Below are 3,588 nucleotides of genomic sequence, written 5' to 3' on the forward strand. Positions count from 1 at the left end.
GCGCGGGCGCCGGCGGCGACGATGCGCAACTCGTCGGCCTCGTCGCCGCTGAGCTGGGCCGCCTCGGGCCCTCGCGCCAGCTCAAGCGCCCGTTCCGGTCGGCCCAGACCGCGTTCGCAGTCGATGATCAGCGGCAGCAACGCGGACTTGCTGCCCATCCTGCGTGCCGCGCGCAGTTCGGCCAGTGCCTGCGCCCAGTCGCCACACTGATAGGCAGCGATCCCGACGGCTTCCCGGACAGCGGCGATACGGCCAGAGCGGGCCCGGGCGGCCCGCGCGTGGCTCAGCGCGGCTTCGGGGTCGTCGTCAATGAGCTCGCCGGCCGCGACGAGATGGCGGGCCACCGCGTCGGCGGTGGCCCGATCCAAAGTGCTGAGCTCGCGACGGATCTCGGGTGCCAGCTGGTTTGGTTCGATATCAGACCGGATCGGCGGGGCCGCAGTGTCATCGTTGGCGGAGGGATGCTGGGGCTGCGCTCTACGCCCGCGCCCGGGGCCAGAAGTCGGTCTTTGCGACCGCGGCGCTTGCCTCGGCCGCGGTTTACCAGAGCCACCACGCGTTTCCTCGACCACTAGTGCCTTTCGTCCTGACCACTTTGGCGTCGTCATATCAAAGGTTAAAGGGCTTCCGCCGCGGCTCGTCCGGCGGCGCGTCGGTAACGTCGCGACCGTGCTCGACTGGGATCACAACGCCTACTACCACCGTCTACTGCTCGGCCAACTGCCACAGCGCTGCCATAGGGTGCTCGACGTTGGTTGCGGTGCCGGCTCGTTTGCGACCCGACTAGCCAGCCAAGTGGACCAAGTCGACGCCGTTGATCGCTCACCCGCGATGATCGAGCTGGCCCGGCGGCGCACCCCCGCCAACGTGAACTGCATGTGCGCCGACGCCCTGACCACTCCGCTGCCCGGTGGCTACGACGCGATCGTCTCGATCAGCGCACTGCATCACATGCCTCTTCAGGACGCATTACGACGATTTGCGGCGCTGCTACGCCCCGGCGGAATCCTCGCCGCCGTCGCCTTGCCCCGAAAGGATCTACGCCTCGAATTCCCCGCGGAAGTTGCCGCGGCAGTCGGACATCGGTTGCTGGGCGCGACGTTCGTTGCCGCCAGGTCCGCGGGGAGCAGAGACTGGTTCGCGAAGGACATCACGCACGCAGCCATGCCAGTCGTCATGGATCCCCCGCTGACCACCCGGGAAGTCGCGTCGCAAGCGGGCGCGGTGCTGCCCGGCGTGCGGGTGCGCCGACTCATTTTCTGGCGTTACCTGTTGCACTGGGAAAAGCCAACCGACGCGGCTGACGGTTAACCGGCACCAACCCACCGGCGGTAGGCGTCAACGTCGACGTTGCTTCCGCACAGGATGGTGACTATGTGTCGGCCGGCGAAGCGGTCATGGTCTTCGAGGATCGCCGCGATGCCGAGCGCGGCCGCCGGTTCGACGACGAGGCCCGTATTTCGCCCCGCCAGGACCACTCACGGGCTAGCTTGACGAAACCGCAGATGGAAAGCCTCGATGGGGAGGTTCAAAGATGGCTGGTCAACGCTACTGCTCGAACCGCACGAGCCCGTCACATCGGACCGTGGATCGCTGGCGTCGTGTGATCGGCTGGGGCAGCAGTGCGGGCGCGGCTCTTACTTTCACCATCGGTCCGCTTGCCGCCATCCCCGCGGCTCATGCTGACGGCCTGGATGTCATCGTCGAACCGATCATCAACGCCGTCGATCACGCCATGACAGGTGTGGACGTGTTGGCAAGTCTCGACTCCGCTGCGAGCGTGGATCTCGGTGGCCCCAGCGCGGTTCCATTTGGCTGAACGCCCGGCAACCTGTGCCCAAAGATGAGTCAGCACCGACCCCTAGTCGCACGGGTGCTTAAGTTGCCGTTGCGGAGTGCGCAGGCGAAATTCTTTATGCCTCAACCTGTTTGGGCTTCGGTAAAGTGCCTGTGATGATCCGGCTCCGGTAGCCAACCTAGTTGTTGGTGGCGGCTGCGGCTGGAAGGGTTCGTACCACCACCAGGCGGCGCGCTCGCCGGTGGGCCCAGGACACGGTGGGACAGCCGGCGGGGGAAGGTTCGGCGGACGGGCGAGCGATCCGGCGCTGAGCCGTCGACCGGAGCTGTCAGTGACGATGAGATCGTCGGCGGCTCCGGCGATAGTGATCACGCCCCGGTGGTGCAACCGATGATGATAAGGGCACACCAATACCAGGTTGAACAACTCGGTCAGACCACCGTCTTCCCAGTGCCGGATGTGGTGTGCGTGCAGACCGCGGGTGGCCCCACAGCCGGGAACCGCGCACGTGGGATTGCGGTGCTCGAGCGCGCGCCGAAGCCGCCGGTTGATCAGGCGGGTGGTACGGCTGGCGCCGATGACTTCGCCGTCACGTTCGAACCAGACTTCACAGGTGGCATCACAGCTCAAGTATTGGCGTTCGGCGTCGGTGAGCAGCGGACCCAGATGCAGCGCCGCGGCGCGCTGCTCAACGTCGACGTGCACCACCACGGTGGTGTGATGTCCGTGTGGCCGGCGCGTCGCCTCGGCGTCCCATCCGGCCTGGACCAGGCGCATAAACGCCTCGCCGACAGTAGGTAACGGGGGACAATCCTCTGATGTGCGGCCGCAGGTCTCGTGATCGTGCTTCCACTCGGCGAACAGCGCATCCAGGTGAGACGCCAGCGCCGCGTCGAACTGCGCCGCGTCGTCGTGGGGAAGTTTGATCCGCCAACAGGTGGAATCCTCGCCGCAGGTCTTGGTGATCGAGCGCTGCGGTTGCGGCTGAACATTGGGTTCGGGTCGCGGTTCCAACTTCACCGCGGTGCGCAGCTGGTTGACCGTGGCGACCCGCGCCAGCTCCGCGTAATGCTCATCGGAACTCTCGCCCGCCCGCGCAGCGATGACCCCGACCTGATCCAGCGACAGCCGCCCCTCGGCCATGCCCGCCGCGCACCGGGGAAACTCCTCCAGCCGGCGCGCCACAGTGGCGATCGTGTGGGCATTTGACGATGACGAGCCCAGCTTCCAGGCCACCAACGCCGCCACCGAACGCGCACCCGTAGCACCCCACAGCTCGTCGCGATCCAGCTCGGCGACAATCTCCACAATGCGCGAATCAATCGCATTGCGCTGACCGGCCAACTCCGCCAACTCCTCGAATAACGCATCTACGCGCTCGGCAGGGCTCACCACCGCGGAAGGCGATGCGATCGAGGACATGACCTCATCATTGCAACCGGGTACGACAAGTTTCGGCTGCCGATCAGTGCCGGGGTAAGCCCGTCATCATCTGAGAAACGGCACGGCTCATGACTCTGCTCAACCACCCGTGATGGTCGCGCGAGCGGCCCTGCGTTCGCGCCGATCGACAATTCGTAGCGCCACGATAACTTGATCAGAATTCACCCGATGAACTCCGAAACGCATTTGTATTTTCGGCAATAAAAAAGGGCACCTTTGTGGGGTGCCCTTTTTTGTGTGTGTTCGGCGGTGTCCTACTTTTCCACCCGGGTTGGGTAGTATCATCGGCGCTGGCAGGCTTAGCTTCCGGGTTCGGGATGGGTCCGGGCGTTTCCCTGTCGCTGTGG

General features: G+C 65.5%; 4 protein-coding genes, 1 rRNA gene and 1 pseudogene. 2 read left to right on the forward strand and 4 right to left on the reverse strand.

The window, feature by feature from the left end:
• On the reverse strand, positions 1-572 hold a 572-nt coding region (locus WB785_RS23000; protein WP_424082147.1), incomplete at its 3' end, for a tetratricopeptide repeat protein.
• 97 nt (positions 573-669) lie between these two features.
• Here WB785_RS23000 and WB785_RS23005 point away from each other — a divergent pair.
• Positions 670-1,311, forward strand: coding sequence for a class I SAM-dependent methyltransferase (locus WB785_RS23005; protein ID WP_424082143.1), 642 nt, complete (start codon positions 670-672; stop codon positions 1,309-1,311).
• Here the strand turns inward: WB785_RS23005 and WB785_RS23010 are convergent.
• Positions 1,308-1,478 carry a hypothetical protein gene (locus tag WB785_RS23010; RefSeq protein WP_424082145.1) on the reverse strand — a complete coding sequence of 57 codons (171 nt, stop codon included), beginning with the start codon at positions 1,476-1,478 and terminating at the stop codon, positions 1,308-1,310. The two genes, WB785_RS23005 and WB785_RS23010, sit on opposite strands and share 4 nt — an antisense overlap.
• A 107-nt stretch (positions 1,479-1,585) precedes the next feature.
• Here WB785_RS23010 and WB785_RS23015 point away from each other — a divergent pair, with 107 nt between their 5' ends.
• Positions 1,586-1,819, forward strand: coding sequence for a hypothetical protein (locus tag WB785_RS23015; RefSeq protein ID WP_424082146.1), 234 nt, complete (start codon positions 1,586-1,588; stop codon positions 1,817-1,819).
• Between the two features lie 156 nt (positions 1,820-1,975).
• Here WB785_RS23015 and WB785_RS23020 read toward each other — a convergent pair.
• Positions 1,976-3,220 (reverse strand): annotated as a pseudogene (locus WB785_RS23020) (HNH endonuclease signature motif containing protein); the annotation flags it as partial.
• A gap of 262 nt (positions 3,221-3,482) precedes the next feature.
• Positions 3,483-3,588: ribosomal RNA gene (gene rrf / locus WB785_RS23025) — 5S ribosomal RNA — on the reverse strand; the annotation flags it as partial.

The organism is Mycobacterium sp. (genome assembly GCF_049585075.1).
Taxonomy (GTDB): Bacteria; Actinomycetota; Actinomycetes; order Mycobacteriales; family Mycobacteriaceae; genus Mycobacterium.